At 54.6% G+C, this 260-nt stretch carries 1 rRNA gene; it reads left to right on the top strand.

Features of this window, described 5'->3' with window-relative positions:
* Positions 1 to 260, top strand: a 23S ribosomal RNA gene (locus J1782_RS00040); the annotation flags it as partial.

Here is a 260-nt window from a genome sequence, read left to right on the forward strand (position 1 = left end):
GATGGGAAGCAGGTTAATATTCCTGCACTTGGTGTTACTGCGAAGGGGGGACGGAGAAGGCTAGGCTGGCCGGGCGACGGTTGTCCCGGTTCAAGCGTGTAGGGGGTGTGACCTGGTAAATCCGGTTACATATTAACCCTGAGGCGTGATAACGAGCCACTACGGTGGTGAAGTAGCTGATGCCATGCTTCCAGGAAAAGCCTCTAAGCTCCAGGTAACACGAAATCGTACCCCAAACCGACACAGGTGGTCAGGTAGAG

Source organism: Rahnella sp. BCC 1045, from assembly GCF_019049615.1.
Lineage (GTDB): Bacteria > Pseudomonadota > Gammaproteobacteria > Enterobacterales > Enterobacteriaceae > Rahnella > Rahnella contaminans.